The sequence below is a fragment of the Dietzia aerolata genome (assembly GCF_014144865.1).
Lineage (GTDB): Bacteria > Actinomycetota > Actinomycetes > Mycobacteriales > Mycobacteriaceae > Dietzia > Dietzia aerolata.
The window spans coordinates 1-3,090 of the sequence record NZ_JAALDM010000210.1 but is presented as its reverse complement, the minus strand read 5'-3'; the positions used below and the strand labels follow the sequence as shown (position 1 = coordinate 3,090).

Below are 3,090 nucleotides of genomic sequence, written 5' to 3'. Positions count from 1 at the left end.
ACCGGGTTCGCTCCGCCGCCGAACAGCGAGCCCAGCAGGACGCGCTGGGAGTGGCCGGTGTCCTGGTATTCGTCCAGCAACACCACGCGGAACGCGCGTCGCTCGGCCAGCCCCACCTCCGGGTGATCCCGGGCGACGGTGGCGGCGAGCGCCATCTGGGAGGCGTGGTCGAGCGCCGACTCGGTACGCATCCTCGCCGCGACCGCGTCCACGAGGTCCGCGAGTTCGTCGCGGTGCCCCTGCACGTCGGCGCCCTCGGTGAGCCAGGCGGTCGGGGCGTCCTTCTGGCGTGGCCCGGGCGGCAGGGTGGCGATCAGGGTCGTGAGCAGGTCGGGGTGGGCGCGCAGGTCGTCGGTGGTGACCAAGTGGTCGGACAGCTGGCCGGCGAGGGCGAGGACGTCACGGGTGATCCTGGCCGAACCGGACCGGGTCGTCAGTGGGCTCTCCCACCGCGACACGACGTCGTGCGCGAGGTGGAACGCGGCGGTCGGGGTGAGCAGTCGCGAGTCCGGTTCGACCGGCACGAGCAGTCCGTAGGAGCCGAGCAGCGTCCCCGCGAAGGCGTGGTAGGTCGAGATCTGCGGGTCTTCGGTCCGGATCGCCTCGGCGATCGACGGGTCGGATCCGGGACCGGTACACAGCGGACTGCGGGCCAGTGACTCCAGTCGACGGCGAATCCGCCTCGACAGCTGTTGAGCCGCTTTGCGGGTGAAGGTCAAGCCAAGGATCTCGCCGGGTCGGGCGTGCCCATTGGCCACGAGCCACACCACGCGGGCGGCCATGGTCTCGGTCTTTCCGGCCCCGGCCCCGGCCAGGACGAGGGTGGGCTCGGTGGGACCGGCGATCACTTCTGCCTGTTCCGGGGTGGGCCGGTGGATTCCGAGGGCGTCGGCGATCTGGTCCGGACTGATGGCCGCGTTCATCCGATGACCTGCTCTCCCTCGGGCTGCGCCGGACAGCTGGACTTCACATGGCAGTGATCGCACCAGGGGCCCACACGTGCGGTGTACCCGGGGCCGAGGGTGGAGTGCCCGGCGTCGACGATCCTCTCGGTGAGCGCCTCGGCGGTCTCGGACCCCAGCGGGTCCTGGACGCGCTCGGTCGCCGATTTACCTTCGCGGCCCGCCACATACAGCAGCAATCCCCCGCCGGGTTCGCGGTCGGCGGCGGACTCCACGGCCCCTCGTGTGACGGCGAGTTGGTAGAGCGCCAACTGTGGGTGGACCAACGCATCCGCCTTGGTGGCGGCGGTGCGCCCGGTCTTGATGTCGACCGGGACGACCTGGCCTGCGCTTGTGGCCTCGAGCCTGTCGATCCGGCCGCGGACGCGCACGTCGCCGGGCACGTCGAACTGGAACGGCTCCTCCACCCCGGCTGTGGTGTACTCACCGCGGGTGGCACCTCGCCAACGCCTGAACGTCTCCGCCATCTCGACGATCTCCTCGGCGCCCCGCTTGGCGAACCATCCGCGGGCGAGGGTGAGCGATTCGGCCCGCCGGTGTACCGCCGCACTGATGTCGTCCTCGCTCACGCCGCCCTCCACCGCCTGAGTGAGGGCGTGCACGGCGGAGCCGCGGACCAGGGCCGCCGCGGCACCGGAGTCTGCGGAATCGCCGGTGATCTTCTGCAAGAACCACCGCAGCGGGCATTCCTCGAGCGTCCCGAACCCGGACGGGGACAACACCGCGATCGGCTCGCCCTCGACGACCGGGAATGCCGGTGTGGTGGTGGAGGACTCGGCGGCACCGAACCACGTCCGCGGATCGGCCTCGGGCACCCCCGCATCGCGCAAGCCGGCGAGAAGTCCGGCCGCATGTACGGCATCGGCGGGGTCGGTGTCCGGATCGAGCAGGGCCGCCCGCAGGTCCACCACCAGGTGCGGCAGTGAAAACACGGTCGGCGCCTGTCGAGCGGGAGCTGGCACCGGCCCGGTCGAGCCCTGGCCGGACTCCACGGTGGCCAGGTCGGCCACCTCGTCCACGAAGCGGCTGGGCGCCACGTCCCCCTCGTCGGGCGATTCCACGGCAGTGATGAGTAGGTGCTCCCGGGCCCTGGAACAGGCGACATAGAACAGTCTGCGTTCCTCCGCTGACCGCGCGGCCGCGGACGACACCGCCCGCTCGGCCTCCGACGGCAGCGGCCCATCGCCGGCGATCTCGGTGAGGTCGACCAGTTCGTCGACCCCTAGCAGACCGGAACGTCGGCGGGGTGCGGGCCAGACCCCGTCCTGGACGCCGCACACCGCCACGGACCGCCACTGCCGGCCGACAGCGGCGTGGGCGGACAGGATGCTGACCGCTCCCGCCCGGCCGCGCGTGTCCGCACGGCGGGGTGCGGGCAGGTCGGCCCCCGACACGATGTCGCAGAAGAGGGAGACCGATCCGCCGGGGACCCGTTCGACGAAGTCCGCGGCGTGGTCGAACAGCGACACCACGGCGTCGAGCGAGCGGTCAGCGGTCCGGGACCACGCGTCACCGCTGAGCGCCTGGCGGACGAGTCGGCGTTCCAGGCGCGCGCCCGACCACGCCTCCCACAGCACGTCCTCCGCACTGCCGCCTGCGCGGATACTGTCGCGCACGGCGGCGCGAGCGTGCCGGATCCGGGTGACCGGTGCCAGTTCCACCACGGTCAGCCCCGGCGGGAGCTGGTCGTCGTCGGCCAGGATCAGGCGCCGAAGTGTCGTGGCACTCGGTTCGGATCCGCCGATCCCGGAGCGTCGGATTCCTCGCCTGAGGCGGCGCATCGCCACGGCGTCCGCCCGGCCGATCGGCCCGGAGAGCAGGGTGAGGATGCGGTCCTCGTCAGTGTGGTCATCGGCCTGCGCGACCGAACGGAGCAGGAGCAGCAGTGCTGCCACCACGGGATCGTGCGCGGGCGGCAGCTCGGCGCCCGCGTCAACGACGGGGACGCCCGCGGCGTCCAGCGCGGCGAGCAGCGCATCGGAGACCCTCGGCAGGGACCGGGTGACCACGGCCATCTCCGAATAGTCGACCCCGTCCAGGACGTGGCGGCGACGCAAGAAGTCGGCGACCAGCGCGGCCTCGGCGGCCGCGGAGGCGGCCACCGCGACCTCCACCGCCCCGCCCTGCG

Annotated in this window: 2 protein-coding genes; both read right to left on the bottom strand. The window is 72.4% G+C overall.

The annotated features are described in order from the left end of the window. Positions 1-923 (bottom strand): UvrD-helicase domain-containing protein (locus G6016_RS12105; RefSeq protein WP_182632898.1); only part of this gene is annotated, 923 nt, incomplete at its 3' end. Continuing rightward, positions 920-3,090: PD-(D/E)XK nuclease family protein (locus G6016_RS12100; RefSeq protein WP_182632897.1), on the bottom strand; the 2,171-nt coding region annotated here is incomplete at its 5' end. The genes G6016_RS12105 and G6016_RS12100, both read right to left, overlap by 4 nt.